18 protein-coding genes and 1 pseudogene are annotated in these 20,093 nt (G+C 74.9%); 5 read left to right on the top strand and 14 right to left on the bottom strand.

Features of this window, described 5'->3' with window-relative positions; all coding sequences use genetic code 11:
• Window positions 1-22 precede the first annotated feature (22 nt).
• From ACZ6X9_RS17290 to ACZ6X9_RS17280, 3 genes are all read left to right on the top strand, one after another.
• A complete protein-coding gene (locus ACZ6X9_RS17290) occupies window positions 23-880 on the top strand; it encodes a 3-hydroxybutyryl-CoA dehydrogenase (RefSeq protein ID WP_469778833.1) in 858 nt (285 codons plus the stop codon).
• A gap of 93 nt (window positions 881-973) precedes the next feature.
• On the top strand, window positions 974-1,798 hold the full coding sequence (locus ACZ6X9_RS17285) for a GNAT family N-acetyltransferase (protein WP_469778832.1): 825 nt from the start codon (window positions 974-976) through the stop codon (window positions 1,796-1,798).
• A 195-nt stretch (window positions 1,799-1,993) separates the two neighbouring features.
• The gene (locus ACZ6X9_RS17280; protein WP_221903609.1) at window positions 1,994-2,245 is read left to right on the top strand and encodes a hypothetical protein; all 252 of its coding nucleotides are present in this window, start codon (window positions 1,994-1,996) and stop codon (window positions 2,243-2,245) included.
• A gap of 30 nt (window positions 2,246-2,275) precedes the next feature.
• Here the strand turns inward: ACZ6X9_RS17280 and ACZ6X9_RS17275 are convergent, their stop codons facing one another.
• The 10 genes from ACZ6X9_RS17275 to infC all read right to left on the bottom strand — a co-directional run bounded on the left by ACZ6X9_RS17275 (window position 2,276) and on the right by infC (window position 13,022).
• On the bottom strand, window positions 2,276-2,806 hold the full coding sequence (locus ACZ6X9_RS17275; RefSeq protein WP_469778831.1) for an NUDIX hydrolase: 531 nt from the start codon (window positions 2,804-2,806) through the stop codon (window positions 2,276-2,278).
• Window positions 2,807-2,864: 58 nt separating this feature from the next.
• Entirely contained in the window at window positions 2,865-4,202 is a 1,338-nt protein-coding gene (locus ACZ6X9_RS17270; RefSeq protein WP_469778830.1) for a tetratricopeptide repeat protein, read from the bottom strand.
• Window positions 4,203-4,288: 86 nt separating this feature from the next.
• The gene (locus tag ACZ6X9_RS17265; protein ID WP_469778829.1) at window positions 4,289-5,461 is read right to left on the bottom strand and encodes a PP2C family protein-serine/threonine phosphatase; all 1,173 of its coding nucleotides are present in this window, start codon (window positions 5,459-5,461) and stop codon (window positions 4,289-4,291) included.
• A gap of 188 nt (window positions 5,462-5,649) precedes the next feature.
• Window positions 5,650-8,157: a phenylalanine--tRNA ligase subunit beta gene (gene pheT / locus ACZ6X9_RS17260; protein ID WP_469778828.1), complete on the bottom strand. Its 2,508-nt coding sequence runs from the start codon at window positions 8,155-8,157 to the stop codon at window positions 5,650-5,652.
• On the bottom strand, window positions 8,157-9,275 hold the full coding sequence (pheS, locus tag ACZ6X9_RS17255; protein WP_469778827.1) for a phenylalanine--tRNA ligase subunit alpha: 1,119 nt from the start codon (window positions 9,273-9,275) through the stop codon (window positions 8,157-8,159). Before pheS ends, pheT begins: the two co-directional genes overlap by 1 nt.
• Before the next feature lie 163 nt (window positions 9,276-9,438).
• Entirely contained in the window at window positions 9,439-10,551 is a 1,113-nt protein-coding gene (locus tag ACZ6X9_RS17250; RefSeq protein ID WP_469779179.1) for a sensor histidine kinase, read from the bottom strand.
• A 57-nt stretch (window positions 10,552-10,608) separates the two neighbouring features.
• Entirely contained in the window at window positions 10,609-11,442 is an 834-nt protein-coding gene (locus ACZ6X9_RS17245) for a TrmH family RNA methyltransferase (protein WP_469778826.1), read from the bottom strand.
• A 119-nt stretch (window positions 11,443-11,561) separates the two neighbouring features.
• Window positions 11,562-11,948: a 50S ribosomal protein L20 gene (gene rplT, locus ACZ6X9_RS17240; protein WP_004944290.1), complete on the bottom strand. Its 387-nt coding sequence runs from the start codon at window positions 11,946-11,948 to the stop codon at window positions 11,562-11,564.
• Between the two features lie 103 nt (window positions 11,949-12,051).
• Window positions 12,052-12,246 (bottom strand): 50S ribosomal protein L35, encoded by a 195-nt coding sequence (rpmI, locus tag ACZ6X9_RS17235; RefSeq protein WP_004944288.1) that lies wholly within the window; start codon window positions 12,244-12,246, stop codon window positions 12,052-12,054.
• A 137-nt stretch (window positions 12,247-12,383) separates the two neighbouring features.
• On the bottom strand, window positions 12,384-13,022 hold the full coding sequence (gene infC / locus ACZ6X9_RS17230; protein ID WP_185945699.1) for a translation initiation factor IF-3: 639 nt from the start codon (window positions 13,020-13,022) through the stop codon (window positions 12,384-12,386).
• Between the two features lie 355 nt (window positions 13,023-13,377).
• On the opposite strand from infC, the gene ACZ6X9_RS17225 reads away from it, so the two are divergent.
• Window positions 13,378-13,761 carry a DUF1844 domain-containing protein gene (locus ACZ6X9_RS17225; protein ID WP_469778825.1) on the top strand — a complete coding sequence of 128 codons (384 nt, stop codon included), beginning with the start codon at window positions 13,378-13,380 and terminating at the stop codon, window positions 13,759-13,761.
• Between the two features lie 512 nt (window positions 13,762-14,273).
• Here ACZ6X9_RS17225 and ACZ6X9_RS17220 read toward each other — a convergent pair.
• The 4 genes and pseudogenes from ACZ6X9_RS17220 to ACZ6X9_RS17205 all read right to left on the bottom strand — a co-directional run.
• A pseudogene (locus ACZ6X9_RS17220) lies at window positions 14,274-14,948 on the bottom strand (MIP family channel protein); the annotation flags it as partial.
• 142 nt (window positions 14,949-15,090) lie between these two features.
• Window positions 15,091-15,825: an SseB family protein gene (locus ACZ6X9_RS17215; protein ID WP_469778824.1), complete on the bottom strand. Its 735-nt coding sequence runs from the start codon at window positions 15,823-15,825 to the stop codon at window positions 15,091-15,093.
• Between the two features lie 226 nt (window positions 15,826-16,051).
• A complete protein-coding gene (gene mycP / locus ACZ6X9_RS17210; protein WP_469778823.1) occupies window positions 16,052-17,197 on the bottom strand; it encodes a type VII secretion-associated serine protease mycosin in 1,146 nt (381 codons plus the stop codon).
• Window positions 17,198-17,747: 550 nt separating this feature from the next.
• The gene (locus tag ACZ6X9_RS17205; RefSeq protein ID WP_469778822.1) at window positions 17,748-18,614 is read right to left on the bottom strand and encodes a hypothetical protein; all 867 of its coding nucleotides are present in this window, start codon (window positions 18,612-18,614) and stop codon (window positions 17,748-17,750) included.
• A gap of 239 nt (window positions 18,615-18,853) precedes the next feature.
• Between ACZ6X9_RS17205 and ACZ6X9_RS17200 the strand changes: the two genes are divergently transcribed.
• Window positions 18,854-20,071 (top strand): amino acid deaminase/aldolase, encoded by a 1,218-nt coding sequence (locus ACZ6X9_RS17200; RefSeq protein WP_469778821.1) that lies wholly within the window; start codon window positions 18,854-18,856, stop codon window positions 20,069-20,071.
• Window positions 20,072-20,093: the final 22 nt, after the last annotated feature.

The raw sequence follows: 20,093 nt of genomic DNA, 5'->3' as shown, positions 1-20,093 counted from the left end.
AAGAGCACCGAAAGGCAACGTCTTGAGCGACATCGAACGCGTGGGAGTGGTCGGCTGCGGCCAGATGGGCGCGGGCATCGCGGAGGTGTGTGCCCGGGCGGGCCTGGACGTCATGGTCGCCGAGACCACGGGCGAGGCCCTGGAGATCGGCCGTACCCGGCTGATCAACTCCCTCGGCAAGGCCGCCGAACGCGGCAAGATCACCGAGGCGGAGCGGGACGCGGCCCTGGGGCGGCTGAGCTTCACCACCGACCTCGGCGAGTTCGCCGACCGCGACCTGGTCATCGAGGCCGTCGTGGAGAACGAGCAGGTCAAGACCGAGATCTTCCAGGTACTCGACCAGGTCGTCACCCGCCCGGACGCCATCCTCGCGTCCAACACCTCGTCCATCCCGCTGGTCAAGCTCGCGGTCGCCACCTCGCGCCCCGACCACGTCATCGGCATCCACTTCTTCAACCCCGCCCCGGTGCAGAAGCTGGTCGAGATCATCCCGGCGCTCACCACGTCCGACGAGACGGTCAAGCGGGCCGAGGCACTGGTGGCCGGCGTGCTGGACAAGCACCCCATCCGCGCCCAGGACCGTTCCGGCTTCATCGTCAACGCGCTGCTGATCCCGTACCTGCTGTCCGCGATCCGGATGTTCGAGTCGGGCATCGCCAGCCGCGAGGACATCGACAACGGCATGGAAATGGGTTGCGCCCACCCCATGGGGCCGCTCAAACTGTCGGACCTGATCGGTCTCGACACCGTCGCGTCGGTGGCCGACAGCATGTACGCCGAGTACAAGGAGCCGCTGTACGCGGCACCTCCGCTGCTGCAGCGGATGGTGGACGCGGGGCGGCTCGGGCGGAAGTCGGGGGCCGGGTTCTACACCTACTGAGCAACGGTCGTCACTCCTGTCACGCCTCGGACGGGCCGGTTCGCCGGCCCGTCCGGCACGTTCCGGTCCGTCGTCCCCTTCAGGAGTGCGAGCTTGTCGCTGAACCGCCTGGAGGCGTACTACGACGCGGTGCCGCGCTCCGCCGCCCGCGCCGAGGACTTCGGTCCGCTCACCCTCTTCGTACGGCGGGGCGAGGGGTGGCCCTACTACGCCCGTCCGGCCTTCACCGGCTCCGCCGACGGGAGCGCGGCCGCCGTGACCGCCGCCGACGTGGACCGCGTCCGGGCCCGCCAGCGTGCACTCGGGGTACCGGAGACCTTCGAGTGGGTCGCCGAGACCGCCCCCGGGCTGCGCGCGGCCGTCGAGGAGTCGGGGCTCGTGGTGCACGAGCATCCCCTGATGGTCCTCGATCCCGCCGCCGCCCCGGCCGCGGTCCCGCCGCCCGACGGCCTCACCGTCCGTACGCTGGACGCCGACGACCCGGCGCTGCCGAGCGCGGTGGCCGTTCCCTTCCTCTCGTTCGCCGAGCCCGGCACCCGCACCGGCACCGCCGGCCGGCCCGAACTCGCCCCGCTGATCCGCAGACTGCTGGCCGACGGGACCGTCGAACGGCTCGCGCACCGGATGCGTGCCGGGCTGACGTCCGTCGCCGCCGCGCTGGAGGACGGCACCGCGCTCAGCGCGGGACAGCACCAGCCGGTCGGCACGGTCACCGAGATCGTGGGGGTCGGCACCCTGCCCGCCGCCCGCCGCCGCGGTCTCGGCCTCGCCGTGACCGCCGCACTGGCGGCCGACGCCCGGGCGCGGGGCGTGGAGACCGTCTTCCTCTCGGCCGGCGACGACGACGTGGCCCGGCTGTACGGCCGGCTCGGCTTCCGCCGCGTCGGCACCGCGCTCATCGCCGAACCGGCCGTCTGACGCGCCGTCACCTCCCCTTCCCCGGCCGAACACCTGCGTCTCGCAAGGCCGTTCACACGGGGTGTGCGGAACTGACCCGTACTCACCCTCCGCACACGCTCCCGCCCGGACCCGCCCCGCGCTTTCCTTGTCGTACAGCGCTTTCACCGCGGCCGACGGCCGTGGGGCCTTCCGGAAGGAGTACGGACCGTGACCATGCATCCCGAGCACGCCGCGAAGACGGCAGAGCTCGCGGAGCTCCGGCGCAGACTCGACGTGGGCGTCGTCCGCATCGACGGGCGCCTCGCCCTGCTCACCCAGCGCAGCGACCAGGCGCAACGCGAGATCACCGAAGTGGAGGAGCGCGTCAAGGCGCTGGAGAGCGGCCGCTGGCCGGTCTCCTCCCTTGCCGCGCTCACCGGCCTGGCCGGGCTCGGCCTCGCCGTCTGGCAGGTGGTCGGCCGGTGAGCACGGGGGTCCCCCGCCGCCCGGCGAGGATCAGCCGAGGCGCGTGTGGTGCAGCAGGAGCAGGGCGGCGGCCATGTTGGCGGCCGGCACCTCACCCCGGGCGATCAGGTCCGGCACCAGCTTGAGCGGGACCCATTCGCGGCGGTCCGACTCGAAGCCGTCCTCCGGCTCGCCGGTGTACTCGGCCTCGTCCGTCCAGTAGACGTGATGCCGGGCGTCGGTCAGGCCGTTGGACGGCTCGACGGTCATCAGGTGCCGCAGCGGGCCGGGCCGCCAGCCGGTCTCCTCCTCCATCTCCCGGGCCGCGGCCCGGGCGACGTCCTCGCCGTCCTCGACGACCCCGGCGGCCAGTTCCCAGCCCCAGGTGTCGGTGATGAACCGGTGCCGCCAGAGCAGCAGGACCTCGTTGGCGTCGTTGACCACCGTGGCGACGGCCACGGGCCGCATCCGGATGAGGAAGTGGTCGAGATGCCGGCCGTCGGGGAGTTCGACGTCCGCGAGATTGACCCGGAACCAGCGGTTCTCATAGACGTTCCGCTCCGCGAGATTCTTCCAACGCACGTGTTGCCACCTTCCGCCGAGGTGGCCACCTACCCGGGCGTCGCCCGCGCGAGGGTCGTCACAAGGGCACGCGCAGCGCCCCTTCGATCATTTCGGCGGCCTCGGCGGTGGCCGCGCACCCGCTTTCGACCAGGTGCTCGCGCACCGCCCGGAGCCGGTCCCGTAAGCGCTGCGATTCCATGCCCCTCGCCTGCTCGGTCATCTCCTGAGCGGTGGCCACCGCCTTGTCCGCGTCTCCCTGACGCAGCTCGATGTGCGTGAGCATGGCGAGCCGGTGGACACGGCCCCGGTCGTGGGCGGGGGTGTCGACGGCCCGGTCGGCGTGCTCACGGGCGGGTCGGAGATCACCGAGGCTGAGCAGGGCCTCGGCCACCTGGACGTTGACCAGTCCCGGCTGGACGTAGCCGGTCTCGGCGGGCTCCTGGCCCCGGTGGATGCGCTCGGCGGCCGACTCGGCGCGGCGGATGCAGCCCAGCGCCCCGGCGCCGTCGCCCAGCCGCGCGTACGCCTTGGCCTGCATGGCGTAGAGGTCGGCGGTGAGGGCGGGGGTCAGGTGCGGGCCGCCGGAGCGCAGCGCGGACTCGGCGAAGGCCACGGCCTGCCGGTACTCCCCCAGGAACAGCGACTGGTTGACGAGCAGGGCGATGACGTAGGCGCCGAGCCCCCGGTCGCCGCTGGCCTTCGCCAGCCGCAGCGCCTGGTGGAAGTAGCGCTGGGCCAGGCCGTGCGCGTCGGAGTCGTAGGCGCAGATGCCGGCGACGGCGACCAGCCCGCCGGTGGCGCGGTGGAGCTGGCGGCCGGTGGCGTCGGAGTAGCTGCCGCGCAGCAGCGGGGCGGTCTCGGCGTTGAGGAAGCCGACGATCCGGGCGCGGGTCGCGATCCCGCCGGCCTTGCGGTACATCTGCTCGTAGTGCGTCCGGGCGACGCCCAGCATGGCGATGTCGTCCATGGAGACCCGGGTGAGGCCGCGCCGGGAGACGTCGGCGTCGTCGGGCGGGTTCTCCCACTCCCAGACGGGGATGACGGCATGGGTGCCGGTGACGGCCGGGGCGGTGACGACGTGCTCGCGCTGCTGTTCGTCGGAGCGCCACAGGGCGGTGGCCCGCTCGACGAAGCCGGACAGCGGGGTGCCGGGGACCCGGGGGGCGCCGGGGGTGCCCAGGCCGATGTCGTCGAGGGTCAGCGGCCGGTGCAGCCGCTCGCCCAGCACCTCGCAGATGAGGTCGGGCACCCGGCCGCGCGGCCGCTGACCCTTCAACCAGCGGGCCACGGCGGTGTGTTCGTAACGCAACGCCAGACCCCGGGCCCGGCCCGCCGCGTTGACGTGGGCGGCCAGGCCGGCGTGGGACATCCCCGCCTCGTCGAGTATGGCGTCGAGCAGAGTGTTGGGCTCCATGCCGCCCCTCCGTGAGCGCTCGGTCGACCCAGGGTAACGGAAGCGGATTCGCACGGGGTGTGAACGGGCTTGGCGGGTACGGGAGTTCAGCCGTGCGGGCAACTGAGGGCCGGTGGTCCGTGCGGGGAGCGGTCCGGTACGCGGTGGCGGTCGTTGCGCAGGGCGAGGAGGGCGAAGTCGTCGGCCAGGGCGCCGCCGGTGTGCCGCAGGACGGCGGCGCGGACGCGGTCGACGACGGCGGCGGGGACGACAGGGGCGCTCCCGGCGGCCTCGGTGAGGGCGCGGGTGAGCGGGAAGAAGCGGCCGGCCGCGTCCCGGGCGTCCTCGACGCCGTCGGTGTGCAGCACCAGGGCCTCGCCGGGCCGCAGCCCGGTCAGCCGGCGGACGGGCGGATCGGCGGGGAGGGGGAACATGCCGAGCGGGGGCAGCGGGTCGCTGGCGGTGAGGACGTCGGCCCGTACCTCGCGCGGCGAGTCGCCGCCGGTGAGCCGGTGGGGCCAGGGGTGGCCGCAGTTGAGCGCCAGCACCTCGCCCTCCGGGCGGATCTCCAGGACGAGGACGGTCGCGAAGTCCTCGCCGGAGGGCGGGGACTGGCCGGAGGCGTGGCCGCCGAGGTGGCGGTGGAAGGCGCGCTCCATGCGGCGCAGCACGCCGGGGAGGCCGTCCTCGTCGTGGGCGGCCTCGCGGAAGCTGCCGAGCAGGGCGGCGACGGTGCCGAGGGCGGGCAGGCCGTGGCCGCGGACGTCCCCGATGACCAGCCGGACGCCGTACCGGGTGGCGAGCACCTCGTAGAGGTCGCCGCCGAGGAGGGCGCCCTCGCTGGCGGAGCGGTGGCCGCCGGCGAGGGTGAGCCCGTCGAGGCGGGGCGGCAGCGGGCGCAGGACGGCGTGCTGGGCGGTGGTGGCGATCTCCCGGAGCCGTTCGACCTCGCGGGTCAGCCGGAGGCGGCGGTGGCTGGTGAGCCAGGCCGCGGCGACGACGGCGAGGACGGCGCAGCAGGTGCCCAGCCGCATGGCCGGATCGGCGCGGCCCGCCGAGCCCAGCGGGAGGAGGGCGAAGAGCGCGCAGGCGCCGCCGAGCAGGACGCACTGCCGCCGGCCGCTGCCGGCACAGGCGATGGCGGGGGCGGCGGCCAGCAGTTGCACGAAGTGGACGCCGAGCGGGCTGAACAGCTCCCAGACCACCACCCCGGCGACCCACAACCCGGGCAGCGCGAGCACCGCACCCTGTCGGCAGCGCGCCGCCTTGGTACGGATCATGCCGTCGGCCCCCCTTGCGCAATGACGCGCTCGATTCTCGCGAGCGTCGGCGCGGAAGTAACGACCTGAACCCCGTTTTCCACCCCATCGAGTGAAAGCCGATGGGTGCGAGGCTGACGGTGCGGGAGGCACGTGAGGGGCGCCCCGGCGAACCGGAGCGCCCCTCACGACCAGTACGGCCGACGTGCCTACGCGCCGCGCAGCACCGCGCCGGTGCGCTCGACGGCCGCGCGCACGGCGGCGTCACGGGCGGCGGACGCCTCGTCGGCGGTCAGCGTGCGGTCGGACGCGCGGAACCGCAGCGCGTACGCCAGCGACTTCCGGCCCTCGCCCAACTGCTCGCCGGTGAAGACGTCGAACAGCCGCAGCGACTCCAGCAGTTCACCGGCGCCGGAGCGCAGCGCGGCCTCGACCTCACCGGCCGGCACCCCCGCGTCCACCACGAGGGCGACGTCCTGCGTGGCCACCGGGAAGGAGGAGACGCGCGGGGCCTCCAGCGGCCCGGTGCCGGCCTGCTCCAGGCGGTCCAGCTCGATCTCCATCGCGCAGGTGCGCTCCGGCAGGCCGAACGCCTTGATGACGCGCGGGTGGAGCTCACCGGCGTTGCCTACCAGCACCTCCTGTCCGTCGACCACGGCCAGCAGCGCGGCGCAGCGGCCCGGGTGGAACGGCGCCACCTGGTCCTGCCGGACGATCAGCTCGACGCCGGCCTCGCGGGCCACCGTGCGGCCCGCCTCGACGGCGTCCGCCCAGCCCGACGGACGGGCCTGGCCCCACCAGCCGGCGCGCTCGCGGGCCCCGGCGAGTACCACGGCCGCCCGGCGCGGCTGCCGGGGCAGCGCGGCGTCCAGGCCGGCGATCTCCTCGTCGGTGGGACGGCGGTCCACCGGCAGCCGGCCGGCCGGGAGCTCCTCGCCGGTGGGGCGGAAGACCAGGCCGGTCTCGAAGAGGGCCAGGTCGTGCTCGCCCCGGCTGTCGTTGCGGCGCAGGGTCGCGAACAGCCCCGGCAGCAGGGTGGTGCGCAGCGCCGGCTCCGCCTCGGAGAGCGGGTTGGCCAGGCGCACGGTCAGCCGGCGGGCGTCGTCCGCCTCCAGGCCGAGGTGGTCCAGGGCCCAGTCGCCGAGGAACGGGTAGCTGGGCGCCTCGACGTACCCGGCACCGGCCAGGGCGCGGCCGACGCGGCGGTGCAGGCGCTGCCGGGCGGTCAGACCGCGGCCGGCGGGCGGCTTGGGCAGGGTGGAGGGCAGGTTCTCGTAGCCCTCCAGCCGGATGACCTCCTCGGCGAGGTCGTTGGGGTCGGTGAGGTCCGGCCGCCAGCTCGGGACGGTGACGATCAGCTCGTCCTGCCCGTAGACGTCGCAGCCGACCTCCTGGAGGCGGCGGACGACGGTCTCCCGGCCGTACTCCACGCCCGCCACCCGGTCCGGGTGGTTCGCGTGCAGCGCGATGGTGCGGGGGGCGCTGGGGGTGGCGAACTCGGTGACCCCGGCCTCCGGGGTGCCGCCGGCGAGCAGCACCAGCAGGTCGACGGTCCGCTGCGCGGCGGCCGAGGCCGCCTGCGGGTCGACGCCGCGCTCGAAGCGCTTGGCCGCCTCGGAGGACAGCTTGTGCCGGCGCGCGGTGCGGGCGATGGCGACCGCGTCGAAGTGCGCGGCCTCGATGACGACCTCGGTGGAGCCGCCCTCGGCCGCCCCGGCGATCTCGGTGCCGGCGCCGCCCATGACACCGGCGAGCCCGATGGGGCCGTTGTCGTCGGTGATGACCAGGTCCTCGGCGTCCAGGACGCGCTTGGTGCCGTCGAGGGTGGTCAGCTTCTCGCCCGGCTCGGCGCGGCGGACGCCGATCGTCCCGGCGATCCGGGAGCGGTCGTAGGCGTGCAGCGGCTGGCCGAGCTCCAGCATCACGTAGTTGGTGATGTCGACGGTCAGCGAGACCGGGCGCATGCCGGCCTTCTGCAGCCGGCGCTGGAGCCAGATCGGCGACCGGGCCTCGGGGTCGAGGCCGGTGACCGTGCGGGCGGTGAAGCGGTCGCAGCCGGCCGGGTCGGCGACGCGCACCGGGTGGCCGTACGAGTTGGGCGCGGGCACGTCCAGCAGCGCCGGGTCGCGCAGCGGCAGGCCGTACGCGGTGGCGGTCTCGCGGGCGATGCCGCGCAGGGACAGGCAGTAGCCGCGGTCCGGGGTGACGGCGATGTCCAGGACGTCGTCGCGCAGCTCCAGCAGCTCGATGGCGTCGGTGCCGACCTCGTGCTCCGGCGGCAGCACGATGATGCCGTGCGTGCCGTCGTCGCCCATGCCGAGCTCGTCGCCGGAGCAGATCATGCCGCGCGAGACCTTGCCGTAGGTCTTGCGCTCCGCGATGGCGAAGTCGCCGGGCAGGACGGCGCCGGGGAGCGCCACGACGACCTTGTCGCCGACGGTGAAGTTGCGGGCGCCGCAGACGATCTCCTGCGGCTCGCCGGTGCCGTTGGCCATGCCGACGTCGACGGTGCAGAAGCGGATGGGCTTGCGGAAGCCCTCCAGCTCCTCGATCGTCGCGACCTTGCCGACGACCAGCGGGCCGGTGAGGTCGGAGCCGAGGTGCTCGACCCGCTCGACCTCCAGGCCGGCGGCGACGAGCTTGGCCTGCACGTCGCGGCCGGTGGTGCCGGCCGGCAGGTCGACGTATTCCCGCAGCCAGGAAAGCGGGGCGCGCATCAGATCTCCATCCCGAACGGCCGGGTGAAGCGCACGTCACCCTCGACCATGTCTCGCATGTCCTCGACGTTGTGGCGGAACATCAGCATCCGCTCGATGCCGAACCCGAAGGCGAATCCGCTGTACTTCTCCGGGTCGATGCCCGCGGCGACGAGCACGCGCGGGTTGACCATGCCGCAGCCGCCCAGCTCGATCCAGCCCTCGCTGGAGCAGGTGCGGCAGGGACGCTCCGGGTTGCCCACCGAGGCGCCGCGGCAGACGTAGCACTGCATGTCCAGCTCGGCGGACGGCTCGGTGAACGGGAAGTAGTTCGGGCGCAGCCGCGTGGTCAGCCCCTCGCCGAACAGCGAGCGCACCATGTGCTCGATGGTGCCCTTGAGGTCCGCCATGGTCAGGCCCTCGTCGATGGCGAGGAGCTCGACCTGGTGGAACACCGGGGTGTGGGTGGCGTCCAGCTCGTCCGTGCGGTAGACGCGGCCGGGGCAGACGACGTAGATGGGGGGCTCGCGGTCGAGCATCGAGCGGACCTGCACCGGGGAGGTGTGGGTGCGCAGCACGACGCCGGTCTCGGCGTTCTTGGGGCCGGCCACGAAGAAGGTGTCCTGCATGGCGCGGGCCGGGTGGTCCGGCTCGAAGTTCAGGGCGTCGAAGTTGAACCACTCCGCCTCGACCTCGGGGCCCTCGGCGACCTCGTAGCCCATGGCCACGAAGACGTCCTCGACGCGCTCCATGAACGTGGTCAGCGGGTGGCGGGCACCGGCCGGCACGCGGTCGTACGGCAGCGTGACGTCCACCGCCTCCTCGACCAGCACGCGGGCGTCGCGCTCCGCCTCCAGCTCCGCCTGGCGGGCGGCCAGGGCCTTGTTCACGGCACCGCGGGCCATGCCGACGCGCTTGCCCGCCTCGGCCTTGGCCTGCGGCGGCAGGGCGCCGATCTCGCGGTTGGCGAGGGCGAGCGGCGAGCGGTCGCCCATGTGGGCGGTCTTCGCCTCCCGCAGGGCGTCGAGGTCGGCGGCGGCGGCGAAGGCGGCGAGCGCCTCGTCCCGCATGCGCTCGATCTCTTCCGGTTTCAGTGCCTCGACCTGGACAGGGTCGTACGACTTATTGGGTGCCGACATCTCTTCCCGTACTTCCGAAGTGGCTGGCTCCGCTGGCTGCGCGGCTTCGCCCGACTGTATTGGCCAAAGTGGCCCCAGAAACGTGCCAAAGGTCGAGTCTAAGGGGCGCGGGGGTCTTCGCAGCCCGCGGGCCCGCCGCCTCGGCCCCGGGAGAACGTGAAGCTCAGCCCTGGGACAGGAACGCGGGGGCGCCCACGGGCAGGGTAAACCGGAACCGGGCGCCGCCGTGGGCCGAGCGGCCGACGGTGATCGTCCCGCCGTGCGCCTCGACGATGCCCTTGACGATGTACAGGCCCAGGCCGGTGCCGCCGCGCTTGCTGCCCCGCCAGAAGCGGGTGAAGACGCGCGTCATGGCGTCCTCGGGGATGCCGGGTCCCTCGTCGCTCACGGTGACCGCCGTCCCTTCCGCGCGGGCGTTCGTCAAGGCGGGTGCCACCTCGATGGTGACCGTTCCGCCGCCGTGGCGCACCGCGTTTTCCAGGAGGTTGCCGAGCACCTGGTCGATCTTGTCGGGGTCGGCCCAGAGCGCGGGCAGCGGCTCGACGACGCGGACCGCGAAGCGGTCGGCGTGCTGACCGCGGGCGGTGTGCGCGGCGACGTGCCGGCGGACGGCGGCGGCCATGTCGACGGGCTGGCGGCGCACCTCCAGGCGGCCGGAGTCGATCCGGGAGATGTCCAGCAGCTCGGCGATCAGCCGGGTGACACGGTCGGCGTCCGCGTCCACCGTCTCCAGCATCAGCCGCTTCTGGTCGTCGGTGAACCGCTCCCACTTGGCGAGCAGCGTCGCCGTGAAGCCCTTGACGGAGGTCAGCGGGGAGCGCAGCTCATGGGCGACGGTGGCGATCAGCTCGGCGTGGCTGCGCTCGGTGCGCCGCCGGGCCTCGGTGCCCCGCAACTGGACGACGAGCCGCACCAGCGGGCCGAGGGGGCGCTCGCGCACGTACCGGGCGGAGACCAGCACCTCGCGGCCGCCCGGCAGCAGCAGGTTGCGCTCCGGCTGGCCGGTACGGGTGGCGAGGCCGCCGTACGGGTCGCACAGCGGCCACCAGCGGCGGCCGTCCAGGTCCTCCAGCGGCAGGGCGTTCTCCAGCGGCCGGCCGAGCGCCTCGGCCGGGCGCAGCGCGGTGATCCGGGCCGCCGCGGCGTTGAAGGCGACGACGCGGCCGTCGGAACCGGCGACCACGAGGCCGTCCGGCAGGTCGTCCGGGTGCAGCACGCATCCGGCCCCGACGACACCGTCCTCGATGACGGCGGTCCCGCCCGCGGCACCGCCCACGGCAGCTTCCCCACTCACACCCGACGCCCCCTCCCGAGCCCCAGGTGCGTCACCCTACTAGCTGGAGGTAACAGAGCGGCACCCTCCGGACGCGCGCTGCGCACGGGCGGAGGCGTAGAGGCACACGGCGGCGGCCGTGGCGAGGTTCAGGCTCTCGGCCTTCCCGTGGATCGGGACCCGCACCACGGCGTCGGCCAGCGCGCGGGTCTCCTCCGGCAGACCCCACGCCTCGTTGCCGAAGACCCAGGCGCTGGGACCCCCCATGGTCCCGCGGTCCAGCTCGGCGTCCAGGTCGCGGTCGCCCGCGCCGTCGGCGGCCAGGATCCGCACGCCCGCGCCCCGCAGGCCGCGCACGGCCTCCTCGACGGGGACGCCCACGGCGACCGGCAGGTGGAAGATGCTGCCCACGGAGGCCCGGACGGACTTGGGGTTGTACAGGTCGACGGAGGCGTCGGTGAGCACCACGGCGTCGGCGCCGGCGGCGTCCGCGCAGCGCAGCACGGTCCCGGCGTTGCCGGGATCGCGGACGTGGGCGAGGACGGCGACCAGCCGCGGCCGGCCGGCGAGGATCTCCTCGAAGGGCGTGTCCAGGAAGCGGCACAGGCCGACCAGGCCCTGCGGCGTGACCGTCTCGGACATCTCCGCGATCACTTCGTCGGTCGCGGTGAGGACGGGCACCCCGGCGTCGCGCACGGAGGCGACGATGTCGGCGTGGCGCTCGGCGGCGTCCGGCGTCACGTAGAGCTCGACGAGGTGGTCGACGGCCTCGCGGACGGACTGCGGGCCCTCGGCCAGGAAACGGCGCTCCTTGCCGCGGAAGCTGCGCTTGGCGAGGCGGCGGGCCGCGACGACGCGGGGCGATCGCAGGGAGGTCAGCTCGGGGGCCGCCATGGGCTCACTTTCGGTTGCTTCGGTTACTACGGCGTGTGGGGCCCGGAACGCGGCCGGACCCGCAGACCGGGGAGGGCCTGCGGGTCCGGACCGTGCCAGGGGATGCCTCACGGCATCGCTCAGGCGGCAGCCTTCGGCGCGTTGACGTCGGCCGGGAGCGCCTTCTGGGCGACCTCGACGAGCGCGGCGAACGCGTTCATGTCGTTGACCGCGAGCTCGGCCAGGATCTTGCGGTCCACCTCGATGTTGGCGGCCTTCAGACCCTGGATGAGGCGGTTGTACGTCATGCCGTTCTGGCGGGCGGCGGCGTTGATGCGCTGGATCCAGAGCTGACGGAAGTCGCCCTTGCGCTTCTTGCGGTCGTTGTAGTTGTAGACCAGGGAGTGGGTGACCTGCTCCTTGGCCTTGCGGTACAGGCGCGAGCGCTGGCCGCGGTAGCCGCTGGCCTGCTCCAGGATCGCCCGACGCTTCTTGTGCGCGTTGACTGCGCGCTTGACGCGTGCCACTTGTTAACTCCTTGTAGCGGGGCCGCGGACGATTCTCACGCGGCCCGGAAACGATTGGGTCCCGGTCTCGACGCGCGCCCTGCCGTACGGCGGGCGCGGTGCGTCACTTGCCGAGAAGCTTCTTGATCTTCTTGGCGTCGCCCGGGGCCATCTCGGCGTTGCCGGTGAGGCGACGCGTCAGACGGGACGACTTGTGCTCGAGCAGGTGGCGCTTGCCGGCACGCTCGCGCAGGACCTTGCCGGAGCCAGTGACCTTGAAGCGCTTGCTGGCACCGCTGTGCGTCTTGTTCTTCGGCATCGCGCCGTATCTCCTCGTCGGTGGCGCTCCCCACCCGCGGCGCGGGCGCACGGAAGCGTCAGCTCTGTTCGTTTGCTGTCCGGGACCTTGCGGCACCGGGGGGTGAACCGGGGCTGACGGGCATCAGCCCCCGGTGATCACGCCTCTGCGGGCTCCTCGGCGGCGTCCGCACCCGAACCGCCCTGGCGCTCGGCCTTGCGGGCGGCCTGGGCCTCGCGGGCTTCGGCCATCGCCTCGGTCTTCTTCTTGTGCGGACCGAGAACCATGATCATGTTCCGGCCGTCCTGCTTGGGGTTCGACTCGACGAAGCCCAGGTCCTGGACGTCCTCCGCGAGCCGCTGCAGCAGTCGGAAGCCCAGCTCGGGCCGGGACTGCTCGCGACCACGGAACATGATCGTGATCTTGACCTTGTCGCCCTGCTTGAGGAACCGTACGACGTGACCCTTCTTGGTGTCGTAGTCGTGCGGGTCGATCTTCGGCCGGAGCTTCATCTCCTTGATGACCGTGTGCGCCTGGTTCTTGCGCGCCTCACGGGCCTTCATGGCCGACTCGTACTTGAACTTCCCGTAGTCCATGAGCTTGCAGACCGGCGGACGGGCGTTGGCCGCCACCTCGACCAGGTCGAGGTCGTACTCCTGCGCAAGCTCCAGGGCCTTGGCAAGCGGCACGATGCCGACCTGCTCGCCGCTGGGACCGACAAGTCGCACCTCGGGAACGCGAATCCGGTCGTTGATGCGGGGCTCGGCGCTGATGGATCCTCCTCGGTAGCACCACACGGCCGCCTGGCGGGCTGCCGCGTAACGTCTTTTCGTAAGACCAACCGCGCCGGTGCATCAAAAAATGCCCCGGACGGGACACAGGCGAGGCTCCATGAAACCGGAACGCCGCCACGATGCGCCGTGGGGCTACTCGGACGGCCCCATCGTCCGTACGGAACGATGGCTGCCGTCTGACCGGAGACCCGCCGGCCCGTGAGCCGGTCAGGTGGGAGTGCGGAGCCTCCACTTGTGGGTCGGACACGCAGATGTCCGACCGGTCGATCCCCCACTCTACCAGCAGGGGTGCGGGGGTGCTAACCCCGGACAAAACCCGCGGCGAACCCGTGTTCCCCCGGGACGTATCGTGTCCGCCATGAGCGACGCTACCCCCTCCGCCGACCCCTCTGGCTCCCCCGAGGCCGGTCCCGACTTCGACAGCATGACCCGTGACATCGCCGACGTCCCGGCGGTCGAGGTGATCACCACCGTGGCGGTGCACCTGATGAGCTCGGCGGCCGTCAACCTCGGCCTGGCCGAGGAGGGCGAACAGCACAAGGACCTGGACGAGGCCCGGAAGCTGATCACCGCCCTGGCCGGTCTGGTGACGGCGAGCGCCACGGAGATCAGCAACTTCCACGCGGGACCGCTGCGCGACGGGCTGAAGTCGCTCCAGTTGGCGTTCCGCGAGGCGTCCGTGGTGCCGGACGAGCCGGGGCAGGGGCCGGGCGAGAAGTACACGGGGCCGGTCTTCGGCTGATCGCCGGCCGGTCCGGCGCTCGGCGCTCGGCGGACGTCGGAGGTGGACGTCCGGTGGACGGTCCGGCTCCCGGTGGACGGTCCCGGCCCGCGGTGGACGCCGGAGGTGGACGCCCGTCGGCCGGTCCGGCTCCCGGTGGACGGTCCGGTTCCCGTCGGACGGTCCGGGCCCCTGTGGACGCCGGAGCCCGACGCCCGCCGAACTGTCCGGCCCTCCTCCCCCTCCCCCGACGGTGGACGTCAGAGTCCGACCGGCGGCGGGGGCGGACCGTCCCCGGGGCCGCCGGAGCCCGGCTCGGCCGGGCCCCCCGGGCCCGCGTGTCCGTCCCGGCCCGCCGGGGGCTCGGGCGGCCGACGCCGCCCCGCCGCTCCCCCGCGTCCCGCGGTCCCCTCCTGCCGTCCGGCCTCTTCCCGCTCCTGCCGTCCGGCCTCGACCTCCGCGGCCTCGGGCGGCAGTTCGTACGCCCGGTGCCCGCCGAGGGCCCGTTCGTCCGCGATCAGCACGGGCGCGCCGTGCGGCTGCACGACCTGGTGGGCGAAGGCCGCCAGCGCGCCGCCGATCAGCGGCGCCACGATGAACAGCCACAGGTCGGACAGCGCGCCGTCACCGGCGAACAGGGCCGGGCCCAGGCTGCGCGCCGGGTTCACGGAGGCGCCGGTCAGCGGGACGCCGACCAGGTGGACCAGCGCCAGGGTGAAGCCCAGCGCCAGCGGCCCGAAGCCGACCACCGCCACCTTGTGGGTCACCGCGAGCCAGACGAAGACCAGCAGGAAGGTCAGCACGACCTCGGCGAGGAACGCGCCGCCCATGTTGAGGTGGACCGCCGACCGGTCGTCGTACCCGTTGGTCCCGAACGTCCCGTGGGTACTGAGGCCCGGCACCTGCTTGGCCAGCAGGAGCAGCAGCGCGGCGCCGACGATGGCCCCGACGAACTGCGCGATCCAGTATTCGATCGCGGTGCGCAGCGCGATCCGGCCCTCCAGCAGCATGCCGAGGGTGACCGCGGGGTTGAGGTGGGATCCGGAGACCGGCCCCAGCGCGTAGGTGAGGGCCAGAAGAGTGAAGCCGAACGCCAGCGCGATGCCGAGGGCGCCGATGTAGTCCGCCGCGAGGACGGCGGACCCCACGGCGAAGAAGACCAGCAGCAGGGTGCCGATGAACTCGGCCGCGACCGTCCGTGTCTCCACGGGGTCCAGCTTCATGGGGTCCAGCTTCGCGTCCATGGCGTCCTCCCGGGGATCTCGTGGACTGTCCTCGCATTGTCGGACGGTCCACTCCGGGGCGCCTGTCGAAAGATCGCGGCCCCGTCCGGGCGGGTCCGCGGACCGCTCAGCGGCTGAACAGGGGCTCCCCCGGCACCTCGGCGCCCACCGGCAGCAGCGCCAGGTCGAGGCCGCGGACCAGCCTGGCGCGCAGCACCTCGTCACCGGCCAGGGCCTCGGCGATCCGCCGGGCCACCTCGGCGGGCGCGACCCCGTCGGCCAGCGCCAGCGCGAGGGTCCCGTCCGCGTCGCCCGCGGCCACGAGGTGGGCCCGCAGGACGCCGTCCTCGGCGGCCAGCAGCCCGCGCAGGGCCTCGGCGACGGCGGGGTCGGCCAGCGGGTCGGTGCTGGTCCGGCCCTCGGCCAGGGCCAGCAGGGCACGGCCGGTGAGCGGATAGGTCACCGGTCCCGCCATGTCCACGACGATCGTGTCGGCCTTCTCGTGCGCGGCCGCCTGGAGCGCCTGGTGCAGGGGGACGGCGACGGGCCGGGCGTCGGCGCGCCAGCGGTGGAGCGTCTCCATGGACGTGAACGCGGGCAGCGCCCGCCGCCCGTCGGGCGCCTGGAGGGTGGGCACGGCCATGTCGCTGGTCTTCTCCCGCTTCAGCCCGTCCGGCCCCGTCTCCACCTCGCCCAGCACGGCCACCACCGGTACCAGCAGCCGCGCGTTCCTGAGCGCGGCCAGCACCCGCCCCTCCGCCCCCCGGTCGGCGGCCCAGGCGGCGAGCGCCTCGGCGAGTACGGGGTCGGCGGAGCCGTCGTCGTCGGAGAAACCGGGGTCCGGGATGTTCTTGAGGGCCACGGGTCGAGGGTATCGGGAGGGGGGTGACGGGTTCGGTGGGGGTTGGGCCCGGGGTCGGGGCCGGGTGGCTCTTGCGGCGCGCTCCGCCGGGGGCGCCTGCGACGGGCCGTGCCCCGGGCGCACCATTCAGCCCGTCCGGCGTGTGAGGACGAACGCCGCGAAGCCACGTCGCGGGAGCGCGGGGTGCGGGCCCTCCCGCGGAAGCGGTGAAAGGGCGGGGCCGGGGCTAACCCACCCGCCGGCGCCCCCACCGCAGCACCCCCGCGACCAGCAACAGGAGCAGGCCCGCCGAACCGGCGGCCAGCACGGGCACACCCGGCCCGGGAGCCGGCCGCTCGACCCGCCGGGCGTACGGCCCCGCGCCGAAGTAACGCGGTGCCGGAGAACCGGCCCCCTCCCCCGGAGGCCGGCCCGCGAGCGTCAGCGCCCCCGCCGGATCCACGACCCCCGCGCCCAACTCGTCGCTGCGCCCGCCGGCCGGCGCGTCCCGCGCGCTCTCCACGAGCACCCGCCGCACCCGCTCCGGAGCCAGCCCGGGATGGGCGGACCGGACGAGCGCCGCCGCCCCGGAGACGAACGCCGCGGCGGCACTCGTCCCCCACCCCTCGTAGTAGCGCCGGTCGGGATCGGCGATGACGACGCCGACGCCCGGTGCACTGAGCGTCGCGTACCACCGGCGGGTGGAGAAGGCGGCCCGGCCGCCGTTCCGGTCGACGGCGGTCACGGCGATGACGCCCGGATACGCGGCCGGGTAGGAGGCGTGGTCGCCGTCCCGCCCGCCGTTGCCGGCGGAGGCGACGACGACGGCGCCCTTGGCGAGGGCGTAGCGGACGGCGGCGTCCTCGCCCGCGTCCGGGTGGGCGGTGGCGCTGTCGTCGCCGAGGGAGAGGTTGATGACGTCCGCGCCGTGGTCGGCGGCCCAGCGGATGCCCTCGGCGAGGGCGCCGCCGCGCGCGGCCCGCGCCCGGGCGCGGGCCGGGTCGCCTTCCTCCAGGATCACGCGCACGGGCAGGATCCGGGCTTCGGGGGCGACGCCCAGCACCCCGTCGCCGTCCCCCGCGCCGTGCCCGCGGCCGGCGACGATCCCGGCCATGGCGGTGCCGTGCCGCGCCCAGGACCGGTCCCCGCGCCCGGCGCCGAAGCCGACGAGGTCCTTGCCGGGCAGCACCCGGCCGCGCAGGTCGGGGTGGCCGGCGTCGACGCCGGTGTCGAGGACGGCGACGGTCGCCCCGGCGCCGCGCGTGGTGCGCCACGCCTCGTCCAGGTGCAGCGTGTCCAGCGCCCACTCCTGCACCCGGATCGCGTCGGCGCGGGCGGGGGCGGCACCCGCGACGGTGAGGGCGGCCGCGAGGACGGTGGCCAGGACGGTCACGACGGTGGCGGCCGCGCGGCGGGTTCCGTACCCCGCGAGGGCGGTCGGCCTTCCGCCCCTGAGCCCGGGGGCCGTCCCACGCAGGACGCGGGAGGACAGCGCCGTGCGCCCTGCCGCCCCGGCCCGTGGCGTGCCGCCGGGCCGCCTGCCGCCCGTCCCGGTGGGAGCCCCTCGTTCGCGGCTCGCGGTCCTCACGGCCCGCCGGAGGTTCGCCGCGGCGGATACCGGCCCCGACCGCACGGCCGCGCGGAAGGGCCCCCGGCCCGCCCGCGCCGCGCTCATGGTGTGCCTCCCGCCGGCCGCGTACGGGCCCCTCGGTGGGCGGCCGGGCAGGCCCGTGCCCCCGCCGACGACCCACCGCTTCCGGCCACGGCTCCCGGATGCCACGGCCCCGCCCCGCCGCCCGGACCCGCCACCGTCTTCGTGTCCGTGCTCCCGGTGCCGCTTCCGCCGCCCCTCCGGCCGCGTCCGGTGCCGGACCTCGTCCGTCCCGCGCCGCCCGGGCGTCCGGGCCGCGTACCCGCGGGCCCCCGGCCCGCCCGCGCCGCGCTCACCGGCCGGCTCCCGGCGCGCCGCCCCGCGCCGCCGTGCGGAAAGCGCGCTCGACGTGGGCGGCCAGGGCCGTCGCGTCGTGGCCGAGGCCCGCCTCGGCGGGGGCCGTGGTCGCGGTGGGGTCGACGGCGCGGGCGGCCGGCTGCGGCTCGGGCACGGGGCGGCCGTCGGCGAAGGCGGTGACCGACCAGACGACGACCGGCAGGTCGGTGAGCACGCCGACGTGCCAACTGGCGCGCTGCGCGGGGCCGAAGCGCTCGGCGGGGGTGCCGGGCGGGGCGTAGGGGCGGGGCAGCATGTCCGGCCGCTCGGCGAGCCGTTCGACGGTGAACCGCTCGCGGAGGGCCCGCATGCCGTCCGCGTCCGCCTCGGTGACGAGCAGCCCGACGGTGGTCACGCCGGACGACGTGGCGTCGGCGTAGGTGGCCCGCAGCAGCCGTGTGCAGCCGACCGGCCGGAGGGCGAGCGCGAGGGAGGGGTCGAAGGCACCGGCGCAGTCCGCGTCGGGGGCGACGCCGAGCCGGACCCAGTCGCGGGACGCGCCGCCGGGCCCGGCGGTCGCGTCGTGCACGGCGGGTGGGAAGAGGCGGTCCACCGGCTCGGTCTCCCAGACGGTGCCGGCGCGCGCGTACGCGGCCTCGGCGGCCGTCCGGCCGGCCGGCCGTGCCGTGAGCCAGCCGCCCGCCGCCGCACCTCCGAGGAGCCCGGCGCCGAGGATCGCGCAGACGGCCGCGGCGGTTCCGCGCCCGGCGCGGGCGGAGGCGGTACGCGGCGGGGCGCCGGCCGACGGCGGACGGGCCGGGCGCGGCGGCAGGGGAACGGGCGCGGGCGCGGGTCTCCACAGCCATTCCGCTTCGGTGCCCACCCTGCGCTCCCCCGCCCGGACGACTGCCGCCGGCCTTTCGACCACTCGGCTGCTCGACTGCCCTGCGGGGCGGGCCGGTTGCCACCGCGCCCGGTCGCCCCGCGCTCTGCGCGGCCGTGGTGATCCACGGCGCGCGCGTCACTCTACGGGGCACGCCGTGCCGGAGGCCATCCGCCGGGGTCCGTCCTCCGTCGCGCGGCCCCTACCCAGCGGTAATCGGCTCTGGCAAGCTGCCCGCCATGACCCCCGCCTTCACCCACGCCACCGGAGCCTTCGCCGACCGGGCCCGCTACGACCGGGCCACCGCACACCTCGACGCACCGCTGGCCGTGGTCGACCTGCGGGCGTTCGACGCCAACGCGGCGGATCTGGCCCGCCGGGCGCGGGGCAAGCCGGTGCGGGTGGCCACCAAGTCGGTGCGCTGCCGGGCCTTGTTGGAGCGGGTGCTGGAGCACGACGGTTTCGCGGGGGTGATGAGCCACACGCTCGCCGAGTCGCTGTGGCTGGCCCGTTCGGGCATCGACGACGTGCTGCTCGCCTACCCGTCGGCCGACCGGGCCGGCTTCGCCGAGCTGACGTCCGACGCCCGGCTGGCCCGCGCGGTCACGGTCATGGTGGACGACCCGGCGCACCTGGCGCTGATCGACGCGGCCCGGACGGGACGCGAGGAGATCCGGGTCTGCCTCGAACTGGACACCTCCCTGCGCCTGTTGGCCGGCCGGATCCGCGTGGGCGCCCTGCGCTCACCGCTGCACGACCCGGCCCGACTGGCCGCGCTGGCCCGCTCCGTCGTCCGCCGCCCCGGCTTCCGGCTGGTGGGCCTGATGGCGTACGAGGCGCAGGTGGCGGGGGTGGGGGACGCGGTGCCGGGGCGGCCGCTGCGCTCCCGGGCGATCCGGCTGCTCCAGTCGGTCTCCCGCCGGGAGCTGGCGGTACGCAGGGCGGAGGCCGTCCGGGCGGTCCGGGCCGTCGCGGACCTGGAGTTCGTCAACGGCGGCGGGACGGGCAGCGTCCACCACACGGCGGCCGAGGCCGCGGTGACGGAGGTGGCGGCGGGCTCCGGGCTGTACCAGCCGCGCCTGTTCGACCACTACACCGGTTTCAGGGGCCGCCCCGCCGCCCTGTTCGCCCTGCCGGTGGTCCGCCGCCCGGGCCCCGGCGTCGTCACCGCCCTGGGCGGCGGCCTCCCGGCCTCCGGCCCCTCCGCCCCCGACCGCCTCCCCGTCCCACACCTCCCGGCGGGCCTCCGCCTGACCCGCCAGGAGGGCGCCGGCGAGGTACAGACCCCCCTGCTCGGCGCCCCGGCGGACACCCTGGCGGTCGGCGACAAGGTGTGGTTCCGCCACGCGAAGGCCGGCGAACTCTGCGAACGCTTCGCCGCCCTGCACCTGATCGACGGCGACCGGGTGGCGGACACGGTGCCGACGTACCGGGGCGAGGGGAAGACGTTCCTCTGAGGCCTACGGGCGATACCTATGG

It is taken from the genome of Streptomyces sp. NPDC052910 (assembly GCF_055585605.1).
Note: the sequence above shows the minus strand (reverse complement) of the source record. Positions and strands in the feature narration are given on the sequence as shown.

Excerpts from the sequence above, each read along its gene's own strand:
- pheT (WP_469778828.1), bottom strand. The coding sequence starts at position 8,157 with ATGCGCGCCCCGCTTTCCTGGCTGCGGGAATACGTCGACCTGCCGGCC.
- ACZ6X9_RS17265 (WP_469778829.1), bottom strand. The coding sequence starts at position 5,461 with ATGATCCGTACCAAGGCGGCGCGCTGCCGACAGGGTGCGGTGCTCGCG.
- ACZ6X9_RS17200 (WP_469778821.1), top strand. The coding sequence starts at position 18,854 with ATGACCCCCGCCTTCACCCACGCCACCGGAGCCTTCGCCGACCGGGCC.
- ACZ6X9_RS17270 (WP_469778830.1), bottom strand. The coding sequence starts at position 4,202 with ATGGAGCCCAACACTCTGCTCGACGCCATACTCGACGAGGCGGGGATG.
- rpmI (WP_004944288.1), bottom strand. The coding sequence starts at position 12,246 with ATGCCGAAGAACAAGACGCACAGCGGTGCCAGCAAGCGCTTCAAGGTC.
- ACZ6X9_RS17245 (WP_469778826.1), bottom strand. The coding sequence starts at position 11,442 with ATGGCGGCCCCCGAGCTGACCTCCCTGCGATCGCCCCGCGTCGTCGCG.
- ACZ6X9_RS17280 (WP_221903609.1), top strand. The coding sequence starts at position 1,994 with ATGCATCCCGAGCACGCCGCGAAGACGGCAGAGCTCGCGGAGCTCCGG.
- pheS (WP_469778827.1), bottom strand. The coding sequence starts at position 9,275 with ATGTCGGCACCCAATAAGTCGTACGACCCTGTCCAGGTCGAGGCACTG.
- ACZ6X9_RS17225 (WP_469778825.1), top strand. The coding sequence starts at position 13,378 with ATGAGCGACGCTACCCCCTCCGCCGACCCCTCTGGCTCCCCCGAGGCC.